Annotated in this window: 16 protein-coding genes; 6 read left to right on the forward strand and 10 right to left on the reverse strand. The window is 67.0% G+C overall.

All coding sequences use genetic code 11. The features are described from left to right. Positions 1 to 440 precede the first annotated feature (440 nt). From H165_RS0110450 to H165_RS0110470, 5 genes are all read right to left on the reverse strand, one after another. Positions 441 to 974: a DUF3299 domain-containing protein gene (locus tag H165_RS0110450; RefSeq protein WP_017938884.1), complete on the reverse strand. Its 534-nt coding sequence runs from the start codon at positions 972 to 974 to the stop codon at positions 441 to 443. Positions 975 to 1,037: 63 nt separating this feature from the next. Continuing rightward, positions 1,038 to 1,283, reverse strand: a complete 246-nt coding sequence (locus tag H165_RS0110455; protein WP_017938885.1) for a GlsB/YeaQ/YmgE family stress response membrane protein — start codon at positions 1,281 to 1,283, stop codon at positions 1,038 to 1,040. Positions 1,284 to 1,412: 129 nt separating this feature from the next. Continuing rightward, positions 1,413 to 2,498, reverse strand: a complete 1,086-nt coding sequence (locus tag H165_RS0110460) for a 5-(carboxyamino)imidazole ribonucleotide synthase (RefSeq protein ID WP_017938886.1) — start codon at positions 2,496 to 2,498, stop codon at positions 1,413 to 1,415. A 3-nt stretch (positions 2,499 to 2,501) separates the two neighbouring features. Then, on the reverse strand, positions 2,502 to 2,993 hold the full coding sequence (purE, locus tag H165_RS0110465) for a 5-(carboxyamino)imidazole ribonucleotide mutase (RefSeq protein WP_017938887.1): 492 nt from the start codon (positions 2,991 to 2,993) through the stop codon (positions 2,502 to 2,504). Between the two features lie 234 nt (positions 2,994 to 3,227). Next, positions 3,228 to 4,139: a LysR substrate-binding domain-containing protein gene (locus H165_RS0110470; protein WP_017938888.1), complete on the reverse strand. Its 912-nt coding sequence runs from the start codon at positions 4,137 to 4,139 to the stop codon at positions 3,228 to 3,230. 197 nt (positions 4,140 to 4,336) lie between these two features. On the opposite strand from H165_RS0110470, the gene H165_RS0110475 reads away from it, so the two are divergent. From H165_RS0110475 to H165_RS0110485, 3 genes are all read left to right on the forward strand, one after another. Then, on the forward strand, positions 4,337 to 5,761 hold the full coding sequence (locus H165_RS0110475) for an aspartate ammonia-lyase (RefSeq protein ID WP_017938889.1): 1,425 nt from the start codon (positions 4,337 to 4,339) through the stop codon (positions 5,759 to 5,761). 124 nt (positions 5,762 to 5,885) lie between these two features. Beyond that, positions 5,886 to 6,881 carry an asparaginase gene (locus H165_RS0110480; protein WP_017938890.1) on the forward strand — a complete coding sequence of 332 codons (996 nt, stop codon included), beginning with the start codon at positions 5,886 to 5,888 and terminating at the stop codon, positions 6,879 to 6,881. A gap of 76 nt (positions 6,882 to 6,957) precedes the next feature. Next, positions 6,958 to 7,956 (forward strand): AraC family transcriptional regulator, encoded by a 999-nt coding sequence (locus H165_RS0110485; protein ID WP_017938891.1) that lies wholly within the window; start codon positions 6,958 to 6,960, stop codon positions 7,954 to 7,956. Here the strand turns inward: H165_RS0110485 and H165_RS0110490 are convergent. Beyond that, on the reverse strand, positions 7,953 to 8,990 hold the full coding sequence (locus tag H165_RS0110490; protein ID WP_017938892.1) for a threonine aldolase family protein: 1,038 nt from the start codon (positions 8,988 to 8,990) through the stop codon (positions 7,953 to 7,955). The genes H165_RS0110485 and H165_RS0110490 overlap by 4 nt on opposite strands. 196 nt (positions 8,991 to 9,186) lie before the next feature. On the opposite strand from H165_RS0110490, the gene H165_RS0110495 reads away from it, so the two are divergent. Both H165_RS0110495 and H165_RS0110500 read left to right on the forward strand, forming a co-directional pair. Further along, positions 9,187 to 10,215, forward strand: coding sequence for a histone deacetylase family protein (locus H165_RS0110495; protein WP_017938893.1), 1,029 nt, complete (start codon positions 9,187 to 9,189; stop codon positions 10,213 to 10,215). Positions 10,216 to 10,240: 25 nt separating this feature from the next. Then, entirely contained in the window at positions 10,241 to 11,341 is a 1,101-nt protein-coding gene (locus H165_RS0110500; RefSeq protein ID WP_017938894.1) for a polyamine ABC transporter substrate-binding protein, read from the forward strand. 66 nt (positions 11,342 to 11,407) lie between these two features. Here H165_RS0110500 and oadA read toward each other — a convergent pair whose 3' ends face one another. Together oadA and H165_RS0110510 are read right to left on the reverse strand one after the other, a co-directional pair. Further along, positions 11,408 to 13,216, reverse strand: coding sequence for a sodium-extruding oxaloacetate decarboxylase subunit alpha (gene oadA, locus H165_RS0110505; protein WP_017938895.1), 1,809 nt, complete (start codon positions 13,214 to 13,216; stop codon positions 11,408 to 11,410). Positions 13,217 to 13,226: 10 nt separating this feature from the next. Next, positions 13,227 to 14,642, reverse strand: a complete 1,416-nt coding sequence (locus tag H165_RS0110510) for an acetyl-CoA carboxylase biotin carboxylase subunit (protein ID WP_017938896.1) — start codon at positions 14,640 to 14,642, stop codon at positions 13,227 to 13,229. Between the two features lie 221 nt (positions 14,643 to 14,863). On the opposite strand from H165_RS0110510, the gene H165_RS0110515 reads away from it, so the two are divergent. After that, positions 14,864 to 15,817: a LysR family transcriptional regulator gene (locus H165_RS0110515; RefSeq protein ID WP_017938897.1), complete on the forward strand. Its 954-nt coding sequence runs from the start codon at positions 14,864 to 14,866 to the stop codon at positions 15,815 to 15,817. Here the strand turns inward: H165_RS0110515 and H165_RS0110520 are convergent. Both H165_RS0110520 and hexR read right to left on the reverse strand, forming a co-directional pair. Next, a complete protein-coding gene (locus H165_RS0110520; protein WP_017938898.1) occupies positions 15,768 to 15,983 on the reverse strand; it encodes a PA3496 family putative envelope integrity protein in 216 nt (71 codons plus the stop codon). The genes H165_RS0110515 and H165_RS0110520 overlap by 50 nt on opposite strands. A 101-nt stretch (positions 15,984 to 16,084) precedes the next feature. Next, a complete protein-coding gene (gene hexR, locus H165_RS0110525) occupies positions 16,085 to 16,951 on the reverse strand; it encodes a transcriptional regulator HexR (protein WP_017938899.1) in 867 nt (288 codons plus the stop codon). Positions 16,952 to 17,120 lie beyond the last annotated feature (169 nt).

A 17,120-nucleotide genomic window follows, 5' to 3' on the forward strand; every position in this document is an offset into this window, starting at 1 on the left:
GCTGATAATCTTGCGATCACCAGTCTTACCCCACAAGCACCCACACGAATTGCTTGATTCACTTGTTAAAGAACAGTTGGGTGAGCCTTTCGCCTCAACCAAGGCCGCGCATTCTACAGCAGCCCTACTCCCCGTCAAGCGCTTTTCGAAAATTTCTTTTCTACTTCAACCGCTTGCGTGCCACCGAACTCTTCGCTCTTCGCTCCGCCCGGCAGCGGGAGGCGAATCATACAGCATCAATTCCTGCTGTCAACCTCCCGAAGCTCGCTTCCCGCACCGACCAACATTGGCCTTCCGCCTCCTCCGAAACCCCGATAACCCTTTGATTATCAAGTGTTTTTTCGTTGGCCGCGCGCCGGAAGTGGTGCGCATTATAGGGGCCTAAATTTCTCCGTCAACACCTATTTGCAAAAGAATTTCCTGACCGATTGATCAGCCGATCAAAGGTCGTCTTCCTCCACCACCCTGACTTCGTCGGCATCCATGGCGTAGGCCGCATCGGCAAGGTCGTTGCTGACCTTCTCGATCTTCAGCGCACCGCTGACCCAGAGCGGGGTGTAGATGTCGCCTAAGGTAATGCCGCGTGGATAGCGGACCAGAATCATCTGGTTCGGCGGCGGCGGCGGAACGTGGATGCACGCGCCCGGATAGGGCACCAGGAAGAACTCGGTGCTGGCGCCTCTAGCATTGCTCTCCAAGGGTACCGGATAGCCGCCGATGCGGATGGACCTGCCGTCCAGGGCCGGCACCGTCTTGCTGGAGTACATGACTTCCGGTAACCCCTCAGCCTGTTTGAGGCCACCCTGAGCGGTGAAAGTACCGGCCGCCTCGGGGCCGTCATGGCTGATTTCCGGCATGGCTTCGAGGGCCTGGCGGTCTTCCGGCGGCATCAATTCCAGCCAGTCGGTTTCCGGCAGTTCGGCCCGGGACAGAGAGCTGCATAGCAGCAGAATGAGCAGACTCAGACGGCGCATGATGGACCCACCGCAAACATCTGGCCGCAGATCATACCCCGTCTGGTCGCGCGGGAAGGACGCCTAGCGCCTGGTCACCAGGCCGTAGATGATCAGCAGGACCACCGCGCCCACCACGGCGCCGATGAACCCGGCGCCCTGCCCCGCCTGGTAGATGCCGAGAGCCTGGCCGCCGTAGGTGGCCAGCAGGGAGCCACCGATGCCGAGCAGGATGGTCATGATCCAGCCCATGCTGTCGTCGCCGGGTTTGATGAAGCGAGCCACCAGGCCAATGATCAGGCCGATGATGATGGTTGCGATGATACCCATGGCATTGCCTCCGTTCATGGAATGGGAAGACCGCCTCGCCAGGCACGGCCTTATTTCTCTGACGGCGGCAGGAGGACAAGGTTCCGCGCAGCGGCAGGCAGGCGCTGGCCGCGCTGCCTGCCGGGCGGCTCAGGCCTTGGCTATCAGCGCCTGGACGGCGGCGATCTGCTGCTGCAGGCGCTCGCGGTCAGCGCAGCGCAGGGTGGCGTGGCCGACCTTGCGGCCGGTCTTGAAGGCCTTGCCGTAGTGGTGCAGGTGGCAGTCCTCGATGGCGATCACCTGCTCCACCGGCGGCACCGCGCCGATGAAGTTGAGCATGGCGCTCTCACCGACCTTGGCAGTGGAGCCCAGCGGCAGGCCGGCGACGGCGCGCAGGTGGTTCTCGAACTGGCTGCACTCGGCGCCTTCGATGGTCCAGTGCCCGGAGTTATGCACCCGCGGGGCGATCTCGTTGGCCTTCAGGCCGCCGTCCACCTCGAAGAACTCGAAGGCCAGCACGCCGACGTAGTCCAGCTTGTCCAGCACCCGGCCGACGTAGTCCTCGGCCAGGGTCTGCAGGGGGTGCGCGGTGCTGGCCACCGACAGGCGCAGGATGCCGTTCTCGTGGGTGTTGTGGACCAACGGGTAGAAACGCGTCTCACCGTCGCGGGCGCGCACGGCGACCAGCGACACCTCGCCGGTGAAGGGCACGAAGCCTTCGAGAATGCAGGGCACGCTGCCCAGCTCGGCGAAGGCGCCGACGACATCTTCCGGCTGGCGGAGGACCTTCTGGCCCTTGCCGTCGTAGCCCAGGGTGCGGGTCTTGAGCACCGCCGGCAGGCCGATCTCGGCCACTGCGGCGTCCAGCTCGGCCTGGGACAGCACGTTGGCGAAGGCCGGAGTGGGGATGCCCAGCTCCCTGAACAGGGACTTCTCGAACCAGCGATCGCGGGCGATGCGCAACGCCTCGGCACTGGGGTAGACCGGCACGAACTGGGACAGGAAGGCCACGGTCTCGGCCGGCACGCTCTCGAACTCGAAGGTGACCAGATCCACCTCGTCGGCCAGCCGGCGCAGGTGCTCCTGGTCACCGTAGTCGGCGCGGATATGCTCACCCAGGGCCTGGGCACAGGCATCCGGCGCCGGGTCCAGGAAGGCGAAGCTCATGCCCAGCGGGGTGCCCGCCAGGGCCAGCATGCGACCCAGCTGGCCGCCTCCAATCACACCGATCTTCATGACTCAGGCCTCGCGCGGATCCGGGTTGTCCAGCACCGACTGGGTCTGCTCGCTGCGGAACTGCTTGAGCGCCGCGTGGAACTGCGGGTGCTGGTGGCCGAGGATGCTGGCGGCGAGCAGCGCGGCGTTGATCGCCCCGGCCTTGCCGATGGCCAGGGTGGCGACCGGCACACCGGCGGGCATCTGCACGATGGACAGCAGGGAGTCCACTCCGGAGAGCATCGACGACTGCACCGGCACGCCGAGCACCGGCAGGTGGGTCTTGGCCGCGCACATGCCTGGCAGGTGGGCGGCACCGCCGGCTCCCGCGATGATCACCTGGATGCCGCGCGACTCGGCCTGTTCGGCGTACTGGAACAACAGATCCGGGGTGCGGTGGGCGGACACCACCTTGACTTCGTAGGGGATGCCCAGCTTGTCCAGCATATCGGCGGTATGGCTCAGGGTGCTCCAGTCGGACTTGGAGCCCATGATCACGCCAACCAGTGCGCTCATCGTCGTGCCTCTCGGTTGGGCGCCTCTCGGCGCGTCAAAAACCAACAAGCCACGCGAAAGGAAGCGTGGCTTGTACGTGGGGCGAACCGGCGAGCGGAGCCGGCTCGAAGGCCGCGCAGTATACCGCAAAGCCGCGCCGGGCGAGCAGCTGGCCGACCATCCGTCGCCAGCCGCAAGGAAGGATCATCCGCCGCAGCCGCAGTCGCCGATCGACAGGTGCGGCGGCGCCGGTGTTCACTCGCCGGCGCGGCCCAGACCGCTCTCCAGCTTGCGCCAGAGCAGGCGTACCGCCGCCTTGCGCTGCAGGGCGCAGCGGTACAGGCGGATCTCCAGGGGGATCTGCCAGGACGGGTCGCCGCACACGGCCAGCTCGCCGCGCGCCAGCTCGGCGCTCACCGACAGGCGCGGCACCCAGGCCACGCCAAGGCCCTGCAGGGCCATGCTCTTCAGGCTGTCGGCCATGGCCGTCTCGTACACCGTGGTGGCGCGCAGGGCCCGCTGGCGCAGCAAGGCGTTGACCGAGCGGCCGAGGAAGGCGCCGGCGCTGTAGGCCAGCAGCGGCACGCTCTGCTGGCCGTCCAGGGCGTACAGCGGGCGACCTTCGCCGTCCACCGCACAGACCGGCAGCATCTCGCTGCTGCCCAGGTGCAGGGAGGGGAATATCTCCGGGTCGAGCTGCATGGCGGCGTCCGGGTCGTAGAACGCCAGGATCAGGTCGCAGCCGCCCTCGCGCAGGGCGTGCACCGCCTCACCGACGTTGGTGGCCACCAGGCGGCTGGAGATGTTCAACCCCTCGCTGCGCAGGTGGGCGATCCACTGCGGGAAGAAGCCCAGGGCCAGGGAGTGCGCCGCAGCGAACTGCAGCACCTCGCCCTGCTGACCCTCCAGGTGGTGCAGGTGGCGGACCACCTCGTTGAGCTGCTCGACCATGCTGCGCGCGGTGACCAGGAACAGTTGGCCGGCCTCGGTGAGCTCCACCGGGGTGCGCGCGCGGTTCACCAGGGTCAGGCCCAGGGCGCTCTCCAGGCTGCGGATGCGCCGGCTGAAGGCCGGCTGGGTGACGAAGCGCCGCTCGGCGGCCTGGGAGAAGCTGCGGGTGGCGGCCAGGGCAACGAAGTCCTCCAGCCATTTGGTTTCCAGATTCATGGGGCGATGCGGCGCTGTCGGGCTACCTGGGCGAACTGTACAAAATCTTGCACGACGCCCCGGAGGGGAAAGTCACATCCGGGGTCATGCCGTTCCTGCATACCATAGCGGTTAACAGCATTGGCCGGCAGCTAGCAAAAAGTCCTAGCTTATGCGGCATCGCGGCCAACGCCGTATGCCCACGAGAAAGAATCATCATGTCCGCTGCTGCATCTTTCCGTATCGAAAAGGACCTTCTCGGCACCCTGGAAGTCCCCGCCGATGCCTATTACGGCATCCAGACCCTGCGTGCCGTGCAGAATTTTCGACTCTCCGGCGTACCGCTGTCGCACTATCCGAAACTGGTGATCGCCCTGGCCATGGTCAAGCAGGCCGCGGCGGACGCCAACCGCAAGCTCGGCCACCTGTCCGCCGCCAAGCACACCGCGATCACCACCGCCTGCGCGCGGATCATCCAGGGCGAGTTCCACGACCAGTTCGTAGTGGACATGATCCAAGGCGGCGCCGGCACCTCGACCAACATGAACGCCAACGAGGTGATCGCCAACGTCGCCCTGGAGGCCATGGGTTTCGAGAAGGGCGAGTACCAGCACCTGCACCCGAACAACGACGTGAACATGGCGCAGTCGACCAACGACGCGTACCCGACCGCCATCCGCATCGGCCTGCTGCTCGGCCACGACAGCCTGCTCAACGCCCTGGACAAGCTGATCCAGGCACTGGCTGCCAAGGGCCTGGAGTTCGCCCACGTGCTGAAGATGGGTCGCACCCAGCTGCAGGATGCCGTGCCCATGACCCTCGGCCAGGAATTCCACGCCTTCGCCACCACCCTCGGCGAAGACCTGCAGCACCTCAAGCTGCTGGTGCCGACCCTGCTCCACGAGGTGAACCTCGGCGGCACCGCGATCGGCACCGGGATCAACGCCGACCCGCAGTACCAGAAGCTGGCCGTGGAGCGCCTGGCGATCATCAGCGGCCACCCGGTGAAGCCGGCTGCCGACCTGATCGAGGCCACCAGCGACATGGGCGCCTTCGTGCTGTTCTCCGGCATGCTCAAGCGCCTCGCGGTCAAGCTGTCGAAGATCTGCAACGACCTGCGCCTGCTCTCCAGCGGCCCGCGCACGGGGATCAACGAGATCAACCTGCCGCCGCGCCAGCCGGGCAGCTCGATCATGCCCGGCAAGGTCAACCCGGTGATCCCCGAGGCGGTCAACCAGGTGGCCTTCGAGGTGATCGGCAACGACCTGGCGCTGACCCTCGCCGCCGAGGGCGGGCAGTTGCAGCTGAACGTCATGGAGCCGCTGATCGCCTACAAGATCTTCGACTCCATCCGCCTGCTCAGCCGCGCAATGGAGATGCTCCGCGAGCTGTGCATCGAGGGCATCACCGCCAACGAGGAACGCTGCCGCCAGTTGATGGAGAACTCCATCGGTCTGGTCACCGCGCTGAACCCCTACATCGGCTACGAGAACGCCACCCGCATCGCCAAGACCGCCCTGGAAACCGGCCGCGGGGTGCTCGAGCTGGTGCGCGAGGAGCAGTTGCTGGACGACGCTGCGCTGGCCGACATCCTGCGCCCCGAGAACATGATCGCCCCGCGGCTGGTGCCGCTGAGCGCCTGACACCGAGTCTCACCAGAGAGGAGAACTCCTGCTCTCCTCATTCCATAGGGATGGCTCTGGCCATCCCTTTTTTTATCCCCAACAATTGCCCGGACCCTTCCACCGACCCGCAGGGATTCCCGTCATGCCCGCAGCCAAGCGCATCCTCATCCTCTATACCGGCGGCACCATCGGTATGCAGATGGGCGCCGACGGCCTGGTCCCGGCCTCCGGCTTCGAGGCCCGCTTGCGCGCCCAGCAGTCCCGGGAAGAAGGCGACATCGCTCTGCCGGACTGGCGCTTCCGCGAGCTGCTGCCGCCGATCGACAGCGCCAACATGACCCAGGCCCACTGGCTGGCGATGCGCCAGGCGATCCTCGACGGCCTCGCCGAGGAAGGCTGCGACAGCGTGCTGGTCCTGCACGGCACCGACACCCTGGCCTACAGCGCCGCGGCGCTGAGCTTCCTCCTGCTCGGCCTGCCGCAGCCGGTGCTGCTCACCGGGGCCATGCAGCCGGCCGGGGTCGAGGGAGGCGATGCCTGGCCCAACCTGTTCGGCGCCCTGCGCATGCTGCAGCGCGGCGAACGCCCGGGGGTGCAGGTGTACTTCGATGGCCGCCTGTTGCACGGCGTGCGGGTCGGCAAGCTGCGCAGTGATGCCTTCGACGCCTTCACCGTGCTGCCGCGCCGGCGCCACGGTCAGCGCGCCGCGACGCTTCCCTCCGCGCTCGACTACCGGCAGCCGCGCCGCCCGGTACGCATCGCCGTGCAGCCGCTGTTCCCCGGGCTGGATGCCGGCCAGCTGCGCGCCCTGCTGGACAGCGGCGTCGAGGCCCTGCTCCTGGAGTGCTACGGCAGCGGCACCGGCCCGGCCGACGACGCGGACTTCCTAGCCACCCTGCGCGAGGCCCAGCAGCGCGGCGTGCTGCTCGCGGCGATCAGCCAGTGCCCGCAGGGCCACGTGGAGTTCGGCGTCTACGCGGCCGGCCACCGCCTGCAGCAGATCGGGGTGGTGAGCGGTGGCGGGATGACCCGGGAGGCGGCGCTGGCCAAGCTGTTCGCCCTGCTCGGCGCCGGGCTATCGCGCGACGAGGCGGCGCACTGGTTCACCCTCGACCTCTGCGGCGAACTGGCGGAGTAGCAGCGATCCCGCCGAGTCGGCGACAGGGCATGGTTCTTGCCTGATTTCCCGACGCATCCACGGTCGACTCGAGCCTATGCTGCATTCGTACCTGACAAGCCTGCACGGTATCTCGCTGCTGCTGCGCATCCTCTGCGGCGACGACCAGGCCACGGCGCAGCGCCTGCTGGCCGGCAGCGGCATCCGCCTGGAAGACCTGCAACGCCCCGACCGGCGCATCACCACGGCGCAGGAGATGCGCGTCTACGCCAACGCGCTGGCCGAGCGGCCCGACATCGGCCTGCGGCTCGGCCAGCGCATGCACGTGTCCAGTTATGGGTTGCTCGGTTACACCCTGCTCTCCAGTGCCACCCTGGGTGACGCCCTGGATCTGGCGCTCAACTACCCGGCGCTGCTCGGCACCTACTTCGAGCTCAGCCTGCAGCGCGAGGGCGACACCGTGTGGATGGTCGCCGAAGGCTACCGCGACCGCCCGGAGCTCAGGGTATTCAACGTCGAGTACTGCCTGGCCTCGCTGAAGCTGATCTGCGACGACCTGCTCGGCCAGCCGCTGCCCCTGGTCGGTGCACAGTTCGGCTACCCCGCACCGGACTACCACGCCGGGTACGCCACCAGCTTCCCCTGTCCGATCCAGTTCGGCGCCCGGCGCAACGCCTTCGGCTTCACGGTGGACTGGCTGGAGCACCGCCTGCCGCTGGCCGACCCGGTGACCCATCACGAGATGCGCGAGCGCTGCCGGCTGCTGAACAGCGAATTCACCGCCAACCAGGCCTGGGTGACCCGCGCCCGCCAGCTGCTCGCTGCCCAGCTGCCGGGGGCCCCGGGCCTCGAGGAGCTGGCGCGGCAGATGCGCTGCTCGCCGCGCACCCTGCGGCGCCGCCTCAGCGAGGCCGGCACCAGCTACCAGGCGCTGCTCGACGGGGTGCGCTACGAGCGCGCCCGCCAGTTGCTGGAACGCGAACGCCTGCCGATCCACCGCATCGCCGAGGCCATGGGCTACAGCGAGACCGCCAGCTTCCGCCACGCCTTCCAGCGCTGGAGCGGGGTCTCGCCGCGGCAGTTCCGCGCCTACTAGGCCATCGCCCTGCGGATGTCCGCGGCCAGCTCGCGGACCCGCGCCTCCTCGGTGTCCCAGGAGCACATGAAGCGCGCCCCGCCGGCGCCGATGAAGGTGTAGAAGCGCCAGCCCCAGTCGGTCAGGCGCCGGATGGCGGTTTCCGAGAGCTGCAGGAACACCCCGTTGGCCTCCACCGGGAACATCAGCTCGACACCCGGCACATCCGCTACCAGCTCGGCGAGCAGCCGTGCGCAGCGGTTGGCGTGGCCGGCATGGCGCAGCCAGGCGCCATTCTCCAGCATGCCCACCCAGGGCCCCGACAGGTAGCGCATCTTCGAGGCCAGTTGGCCGGCCTGCTTGCAGCGGTAATCGAAGTCCTCGGCCAGGGCCTTGTTGAAGAACAGGATGGCCTCGCCCACCGCCATGCCGTTCTTGGTACCGCCGAAGCACAGCACGTCGACGCCGGCCCGCCAGCTCAGCTCGGCCGGACTGCAGCCGAGGAAGGCGCAGGCGTTGGCGAAGCGCGCGCCGTCCATGTGCAGGCTAAGGCCCAGCTCCCGGCACACCTGGCTGATCGCCCGCACCTCCGCGGGACGGTACACGGTGCCCACCTCGGTGGCCTGGGTGAGGGTCACCACCCGCGGCTTGGGATAGTGGATGTCCTGCCGCTTCAGGGCCACCTCGCGGATCGCCGGCGGGGTCAGCTTGCCCTGCACGGTGCGCGCCAGCAGCAGCTTGGAGCCGTTGGAGAAGAACTCCGGAGCGCCGCACTCGTCGGTCTCGACGTGTGCGGTCTCCGCGCAGATCACGCTGTGGTAGCTCTGGCACGAGGCAGCCAGGGCCAGGGAGTTGGCCGCGGTGCCGTTGAAGGCGAAGAACACCTCGCAATCGGTCTCGAACAGCCGGCGGAAGTGGTCGGCGGCACGCTGGGTCCAGCTGTCCTCGCCATAGGCACGCTCGTGGCCGCGATTCGCCTCGGCCATCGCTGCCCAGGCCTCCGGGCAGATGCCGGAATAGTTGTCGCTACCGAATTGCTGGGTCTGCTCGCTCATTGCACTGGTCCTGCGCTGCGGAGGGAAGGCAAGACCCTGCGCCAGGCGCAGGGGCAAGGAAGAAACATAGCGGCACGACGGCCGGGCGTCGCGCATCTTTGGCCACATCTATCCCTTTTTGGCCGTTCCGCGCGTTTTCTCCGCCGAATGTCCCTGCCAACAATGGGTCGACAGCACACCAGCGGAGAACAAGCAGATGCTGACCATCTATAGCGACGACCATCACCTGCACCACGGTCGCTGCGAGCTGATCGACGGCGAACTCAAGCCCTGCTTCGAGATGCCCTCGCGCGCCGACCACGTGCTGCAGCAGGTCCGGGAGCGCCGCCTCGGCGAAGTGCGCGGCCCCGAGGACTTCGGCCGGGCGCCCATCGAGCGCATCCACACCCCCGACTACCTGCGCTTCTTCGAAGGCGCCTGGGCGCGCTGGGCGCAGCTCGGCAAGGGTGGCGACCTGCTGCCCTTCACCTGGCCGGCACGCACCCTGCGCGGCGTGCTCCCCGACAGCCTGCACGGCCAGCTCGGCTACTACAGCTTCGATGGCGGTGCGCCGATCACCGCCGGCACCTGGCAGGCCGCCTACAGCGCAGCCCAGGTGGCCCTCAGCGCCCAGCGCTGCATGGCCGAGGGCGCCTATAGCGCCTTCGCCCTGTGCCGCCCGCCGGGACACCATGCCGCCGCCGACCTGATGGGCGGCTATTGCTACCTGAACAACGCCGCCATCGCCGCCCAGGCCTTCCTCGACCAGGGCGCCGCGCGGGTAGCCATCCTCGACGTGGATTACCACCACGGCAACGGCACCCAGTCGATCTTCTACGACCGCGCCGAGGTGCTGTTCACCTCCATCCACGGCGACCCGCGCTTCGAGTTCCCGTTCTTCCTCGGCTATGCCGACGAGCAGGGAGAAGGCGCCGGTGCCGGCTACAACCTCAACCTGCCACTGCCCGCCGGCAGCGCCTGGGACGTCTGGAGCGCGGCCCTGGAGCAGGCCTGCCAGCGTATCGCCGCCTACGCGCCGGACGTGCTGGTGGTATCCCTCGGCGTGGACACCTTCAAGGAGGATCCGATCTCGCAGTTCAAGCTGGACAGCCCGGACTACCTGCGCATGGGCGAGCGCATCGCGCGCCTCGGCAAGCCCACCCTGTTCGTCATGGAGGGTGGCTACGCAGTGGCGGAAATCGGCATCAACGCCGTGAACGTGTTGGAAGGTTTCGAAGGCGCCTGAGCGCGCAACCTGGGGAGGAAACACCATGCACAGCATCAAACGCCTGCTCGGCGCCGCCCTGTGCGGCGCCAGCCTGCTCGCCGCGGCGCTGCACGCCGATGCGCGCGAACTGCGGGTTTACAACTGGGCCGACTACATCCTGCCGGAGGTGCCCAAGGACTTCGCCAAGCAGAGCGGCATCAAGCTGACCTGGGACGTCTACGACACCAACGAGACCATGGAGGCCAAGCTGCTCACCGGCAACTCCGGCTACGACCTGGTGGTGCCGTCGAACATCTTCCTGGCCCGCGCGGCGGCCACCGGTGCCTTCGAGAAGCTAGACAAGTCCAAGCTGCCGAACTGGCAGCATCTGGATCCGGGCCTGCTGGAGATCTTCGCCGCCAACGATCCCGGCAACCAGTTCGGCATGCCCTACATGTACGGCACCGTGCTGATCGGCTTCAACCCGGACAAGGTCAGGGCCGCCCTAGGCGAGAACGCACCGGTGGACAGCTGGGACCTGGTGCTCAAGGAGGAGAACCTCGCCAAGCTCAAGCAGTGCGGCGTGGCCATGCTCGACTCGCCCTCGGAGATCCTGCCGATCGTCCTCCACTACCTGGGCCTGCCGCCGAACAGCACCGAGCCGAAGGACTACGACCAGGCGGTGGCGCTGATGGAGAAGCTGCGCCCGTACATCGCTTACTTCCACTCGGCCAAGTACATGACCGACATCGCCAACGGCGACATCTGCGTGGCGGTCGGCTACTCCGGCAGCTTCTACCAGTTCGCCAACCGCGCCAAGGAGGCCGGCAACGGCGTGGTGGTCGACTGGCGCCTGCCCAAGGAGGGCGCGCCCATCTGGTTCGACAGCTTCGCCATTCCGAAGAACGCCAAGAACATCGACGAGGCCCACGAGTTCCTCAACCACCTGCTGGCCCCCCAGGTGATAGCGCCGATCAGCGACTTCCTCGGCTACCCGAACCCCAACAAGGACGGCATGCCGCTGGTCAGCGCGGCGATCCGCGACAACCCGCACCTGAGCCCGAGCGGCGAGCAACTGAAGACCCTGTTCGCCACCGAACCGTTGCCGCAGAAGGCCGAACGGGCGCGGACCCGGGCCTGGACGAAGATCAAGTCGGGCAGCTGAGCAGCTCATCTGCCGTAACGCAAAAAGGGGAGCCATCTGGCTCCCCTTTTGCGCGGGCGACCGGGATCATTCGATCTCGATCAGCACCTCTCCCGGGTTGACGCGGTCACCCTTGGCCACATGGACTGCCTTGACGGTGCCGCCGATGGGCGCCTGGACCTCGGCTTCCATCTTCATCGCCTCGGTGATCAGCACGGCCTGACCGGCCTTGACCTGATCGCCTTCCTTGACCAGCACGTCGACGATGTTGCCCGGCATGGTGGTGGACACTTCGCCCGGCGCGCTGGCCTGCTTGCGCTTGCTGCCAGTGCCGGCGACGAACTCGTTGAGCGGCTCGAACACTACCTCTTCCGGCATGCCGTCGATGGACAGGTAGAAATGGCGCTTGCCTTCACCCTTGATGCCCACCCCGGTGATGTCCACCCGGTAGGTCTCGCCGTGCACGTCGATGACGAACTCGGTGGGCACGCCCTCGCCACCGGCGGCCTGCACGCCGTTGCCGCTGGGAATCGGCAGCAGCTCTTCCGGCTTCAGGGTGCCGGCCTCGCGCTCCTCGAGGAACTTGCGGCCGATGTCCGGGAACATGGCGTAGGTCAGCACGTCCTCCTCGCTCTTGGCCAGCGCACCGATCTCGCCGCGCAGCTTGGCCAGCTCCGGCTTGAGCAAGTCGGCCGGACGCACGTCGATGACTTCCTCGTTGCCGATCGCCTGCTTGCGCAGCTGCTCGTTGACCTCGCCCGGGGCCTTACCATAGCGACCCTGCAGATAGAGCTTCACCTCGTTGGTGATGGTCTTGTAGCGCTCGCCGGCGAGCACGTTGAAGAACGCCTGGGTACCGACGATCTGCGAGGTCGGGGTGACCAGCGGCGGGTAGCCGAGGTCGGCGCGCACCCGCGGGATCTCCGCCAGCACCTCGTCCATGCGGTGCAGGGCCCCCTGCTCCTTGAGCTGGTTGGCGAGGTTGGAAATCATCCCGCCCGGCACCTGGTTGACCTGCACGCGGGTGTCGACCCCGGTGAACTCGCTCTCGAACTGGTGGTACTTCTTGCGCACGGCGTAGAAGTACAGGCCGATCTCCTGGATCAGCTCCAGGTCCAGGCCGGTGTCGTAGGGGGTGCCGCGCAGCGCCGCGACCATCGACTCGGTACCCGGGTGGCTGGTGCCCCAGGCCATGCTGGAGATGGCGGTGTCGATGCGGTCGGCGCCGTTCTCGATGGCCTTCAGCTGGCACATGCTGGCCACCCCGGCGGTGTCGTGGGAGTGGATCACCACGTCCAGGTGCGGCAGGTTGTCCTTCAGGGCCTTGACCAGCTCGCCGGTGGCATAGGGGGTGAGCAGGCCGGCCATGTCCTTGATGGCGATGGAGTCGACGCCCATCTCGGCCATCTGCTGGGCCTGCTTGACGAAGGCCTCGATGGTGTGCACCGGGCTGGTGGTGTAGCAGATGGTGCCCTGGGCGTGCTTGCCGGCGGCCTTCACCGCCTCGATGGAGACGCGCAGGTTACGCACGTCGTTCATGGCGTCGAAGATGCGGAACACGTCGATGCCGTTCACCGCGGCCTTGGCCACGAAGGCGCGCACCACGTCGTCGCTGTAGTGGCGGTAGCCGAGCAGGTTCTGGCCGCGCAGGAGCATCTGCAGGCGGGTGTTGGGCAGCGCCGCCTTGAGCTTGCGCAGGCGTTCCCAGGGATCTTCCTTGAGGAAGCGTACGCAGGCATCGAAGGTGGCGCCACCCCAGACTTCCAGGGACCAGTAGCCGACTTTGTCGAGCTTCTCGCAGATCGGCAGCATGTCCTCGGTGCGCATGCGGGTGGCCAGCAGGGACTGGTGGGCATCGCGCAGGATGGTATCGGTGACGGTGATTCTCTTGCTCATGGGGCGTTCCTCACAGGCCGGCGTGGGCAGCGATGGCGGCGGCGATGGCCAGGGCCAGCTCTTCCGGTTTGCGCTTGATCGAATAGTTGGTCAGTTCCGGATGGCTCTCGACGAAACTGGTGTTGAACTGGCCGCTGCGGAACTCGGGGTTGCGCAGGATCTCCTGGTAGTAGGGGGCGGTGGTCTTCACACCCTGCACGCGCATGTCATCCAGCGCCCGCAGGCCGCGGTCCAGCGCCTCCTCCCAGGTCAGCGCCCAGACGATCAGCTTGAGGCACATGGAGTCGTAGTAGGGCGGAATGGTGTAGCCGGTGTAGATCGCCGTGTCGGTGCGCACCCCGGGACCGCCGGGCGCGTAGTAGCGGGTGATCTTGCCGAAACTGGGCAGGAAGTTGTTCTTCGGATCCTCGGCGTTGATCCGGAACTGCAGGGCGAAACCGCGGTGCTGGATGTCTTCCTGCTTGACCGACAGGGGCAGGCCCGAGGCGATGCGGATCTGCTCACGGACGATGTCGATGCCGGTGATTTCCTCGGTGATGGTGTGCTCCACCTGCACGCGGGTGTTCATCTCCATGAAGTACACCTCGCCGTCGGCGAGCAGGAACTCCACGGTGCCGGCGTTCTCGTAGCCCACCGCCTTGGCGGCACGCACCGCCAGATCGCCGATGTAGGCGCGCTGCTCGGGGGTGAGCTGCGGGCTGGGGGCGATCTCGATGAGCTTCTGGTTGCGGCGCTGGATCGAACAGTCGCGCTCGAACAGGTGCACGGTGTTGCCAAAGCTGTCGGCGAGCACCTGGGCCTCGATGTGCTTGGGATTGACGATGCACTTCTCGAGGAACACCTCGGCCGAGCCGAACGCCTTGGTGGCCTCGGAGATCACTCGCGGATAGGCGGCCTCCAGCTCCTCGCGGCTGTTGCAGCGTCGGATGCCGCGCCCGCCACCGCCGGAGGTGGCCTTGAGCATGATCGGGTAGCCGATGCGCTCGGCCTCGCTGAGCGCCTCTTCGAGGCTGGCCACGTTGCCCTCGGTGCCCGGGGTGACCGGCACGCCGGCGGCGATCATCGAGCGGCGCGCCTCGGTCTTGTCGCCCATGCGGCGGATCACCTCCGCGCTCGGGCCGATGAACTTGATGCCGCGTTCGGCACAGATCTCCGCCAGTTCGGCGTTCTCGGACAGGAAGCCGTAGCCCGGGTGCAGGGCGTCACAGCCGGTTTCCACCGCCAGGTTGACCAGCTTGCGCGGGTTCAGGTAGCCGGCCAGCGGGTCCTCGCCGACGCTGTGCGCTTCGTCGGCACGCTTGACGTGCAGCGCATGGCGGTCCGCCTCGGAGTAGATGGCCACCGAGCGGATGCCCATTTCGGCGCAGGCGCGCACGATGCGGACGGCGATTTCCCCACGGTTGGCGATCAGGATTTTCTTGATCACGGTCAGGTTCTCTCTCTCAGGGTCCGTTCACGCTGCGCAGACAGGCCCCAGGTGGACAGACGGGCGACTCGCATCGCCCGACGCTCGACCATGGCCACGCCGCGGTCGTCACGGAAAACCTACTCCCGGCACACAATTACTAAAAATTAATATTTGTTTGGATAGTCATTAGTAAGGACTTATATTCATAGTTTCCGAGTCCTTCTCGAGGGTGACCGCTCATGCGTAAGTCCTTGATGCGCATGACCCTGCGCCAGCTGCAGGTGTTCCGTTCGGTGTGCGAGAGCCGCTCCTACAGCCGCGCCGCGGAGGAGATGGCGCTGACCCAGCCGGCGGTCAGTCTGCAGATTCGCCAGCTGGAAGAACTGGTCGGTCAGCCGTTGTTCGAGTACATCGGCAAGAAACTCTACCTGACCGATGCCGCCGAGGCCCTGCTGAAGGCCAGCGCGGACATCTTCGGGCGCCTGGAGAGCCTCGACATGCAGCTCTCCAACCTGCGCGGCTCGCTGCAGGGCCAGCTCAACCTGGCCATCGAATCCAGCGCCAAGTACTTCGTGCCGCACCTGTTCGCCGCCTTCCGCCGCCGCCACCCGGAGGTCAGCCTGCAGCTCACCGTGGTCAACCACAGCCTGGCGGTGCGCCGTCTGACGGTCAGCCGCGACGACCTGCTGATCATGTCCCAAGTGCCCAGCGAGCCGGCAGTGGAGTTCCTGCCCTTCCTCAACAACCCGATCGTCGCCGTGGCGCCGGCGGACCACCCGCTATGCGTCCGGGAGAGCCTGCGCCTGGCCGACCTGGGTGCCTGGCCGCTGCTGATCCGCGAGCCGGGCTCCGGAACCCGGCGGGCCATCGAGGAATACGCCCACCAGAAGCGTGCGCACTTCAGCCAGACCCTGGAGCTGGGCTCCAGCGAGGCCCAGGTGGAAGGGGTGCTGGCCGGCCTCGGCCTGGCCCTGCTGCCGCGCCACGCGGTGCGTCGCGAACTGGCCCTCGGCACCCTGCGCGAACTGCCGGTGGAGGAGCTGCCGCTGCAGCGCAGCTGGTGCGTGGTCTACGGCCGCGGCAAGCGCCTGTCGCCGGTGGCCGCAGCCTTCCAGGCGTTCATCCGCGAGGAACGCGCGGAGATCAACGCGCTGGCGGCGCGCTTCGACGCAGACGCGCGTGGGCCGCAATGAGGTAGTCGGCGACCACCAGTTCGGGGTACTCGGCCAGCTCCCGCTGCAGATGGCGCTGCTCGGCATAGTCCTCGATGGCTCGGCGGAAGGCCATGCGACGCAGATCCTCCTGCTTGCGCCGGCGGGCGCTGGCGGATTCGTAGGCATAGGAATCGGGACGCGACATGCGGGCTTCTCCCTGTTGGGGACGGGGAGCTTCAGCATGCCCAGGCCAGGTGACAGCCCGGTGACGGCGCGGTGAAGCAGGCATGACCGCGCGGCGGTACCTCACTCTTCCCCAGTTTTCACCGTCTTCGGCGACAGGCGCAGGCTACGCAGGCTGCGCTTGACGCTCTTCAGGTGGTTCACCAGGTTCGGCCCGCGAGCCATGGCCACACCCATGGCCAGCACGTCGATCACCACCAGGTGGGCGATGCGCGAGGTCAGCGGGGTGTAGATCTCGGTGTCTTCCTGCACGTCGATGGCCAGGTTGACCGTGGCCAGGTCGGCCAGCGGGGTCTGGCTGGGACATAGGGTGATCAGGTTGGCACCGGTCTCGCGGACCAGGTTGGCGGTGATCAGCAGGTCCTTGGAACGCCCGGACTGGGAGATGCACACGGCCACGTCGGTGGGTTTGAGGGTCACCGCGGACATCGCCTGCATGTGCGGGTCCGAGTAAGCCGCGGCGGTGAGCAGCAGGCGGAAGAACTTGTGCTGGGCGTCCGCGGCCACCGCCCCGGAGGCGCCGAAGCCGTAGAACTCGATGCGCTGGGCTCCGGCACAGACGTTGATGGCACGCTGTAGGGCATCCGGGTCGAGCTTCTCGCGTACCTCCATCAGGGTGTGCAGGGTGGTGTCGAAGATCTTCAGGCTGAAGTCGGCGACCGAATCGTTCTCGCTGATCGCGAACTGCCCGAAGCTGGCGCCGGCAGCCAGGCTCTGCGCCAGCCTGAGCTTGAGATCCTGGAAGCCGCTGCAGCCAATGGCGCGACAGAAGCGCACGATGGTCGGCTCGCTGACTCCGACGCCTTGGGCCAGGTCGGCCATGGAGCTGTGCATCACGGCGGCCGGATCGAGCAGCACGTGGTCGGCAACCTTGAGTTCGGACTTGCGCAGCAGATGACGCGACTGGGCGATGTGTTGCAACAGGTTCACAGGCAGACTCTTCACGCTGGGGCAGGTCGACGGAACTCCATCGGACGCTGACTCGGTTATGATCGGCACTCGCCGGGCTGTAGTGCGCTTGTAGTTATACTACATGATGCAGCCCAGTGCTTGGTTAATACCCGTTTTCCTGCCGGTGTGCACATATCGCCGGCCATCC

The organism is Pseudomonas thermotolerans DSM 14292 (assembly GCF_000364625.1).
Classification (GTDB): Bacteria; Pseudomonadota; Gammaproteobacteria; order Pseudomonadales; family Pseudomonadaceae; genus Aquipseudomonas; species Aquipseudomonas thermotolerans.